This is a genomic window from Vibrio sp. 10N.261.52.A1 (genome assembly GCF_002876325.1).
Taxonomy (GTDB): domain Bacteria; phylum Pseudomonadota; class Gammaproteobacteria; order Enterobacterales; family Vibrionaceae; genus Vibrio; species Vibrio chagasii.
This window is the reverse complement of record NZ_MCYD01000242.1, coordinates 1-739: the sequence shown is the minus strand read 5'-3', so window position 1 is coordinate 739 and position 739 is coordinate 1. Positions and strand designations below refer to the sequence as shown.

Genomic DNA, 739 nt, shown 5'->3' with positions numbered 1-739 from the left:
GCCTAGATCTTGTGTTTAATTTGCTACTGACTTTTTTAAAATCAACGGTTTAGTGTTGCTGGGTAGAGAGGAGGGGAGATATTCTAGGATGTGATTTGGATCACGAAGTTAATAGATGTTCGCGATCCATTTATATGGCTGATAATTATGAAACTATGAGCAATTATCCAGCGTATTCAAACAGTTCACAGACTGAGTCAAATAGCTGTTTAGTCGTAACTGAAAGGGTTGGGGTGATAAAGATAGTGTCATCACCTGCGACTACGCCCAGTATGCCTTCTGACTTACCTAGTGAGTCTAGCAAGCGAGCAATCAGTTGAGCAGCGCCAGGGCCTGTGTGTATCACAACTAATGCATTGTTGTGGTCAATATCTAAGACAAGTTCTCTCAAAGAACTTGAAACTGTAGGAACACCCAGTTCAGCAGGAAGACAGTAAACCATCTCCATTTTAGCGTTACGAGTTCGAACCGCGCCAAACTTGGTTAACATACGCGAGACTTTAGACTGGTTGATGCTTTCAAAGCCTTCATGCTTAAGGGCATCAACAATTTCGCCTTGTGAACCAAAACGTTCTTCTTTTAGCAGCGCTTTAAAAGCACGGACCAAGTTGTCTTGTTTTTCTGTATTGCGCATATGTCATTCTTATTCATTAACAAAGATGTTTGCATATTCTCGCATACATATTCAATTTTAGCCAAAACAACCCGGTAATTTGTTAGTCATATCACTGTAAATATT

1 protein-coding gene is annotated in these 739 nt (G+C 40.2%); it reads right to left on the bottom strand.

The features are described 5' to 3' along the window. Positions 1 to 163: 163 nt before the first annotated feature. The gene (gene argR / locus BCT81_RS03105; RefSeq protein WP_004740827.1) at positions 164 to 634 is read right to left on the bottom strand and encodes a transcriptional regulator ArgR; all 471 of its coding nucleotides are present in this window, start codon (positions 632 to 634) and stop codon (positions 164 to 166) included. Positions 635 to 739: the final 105 nt, after the last annotated feature.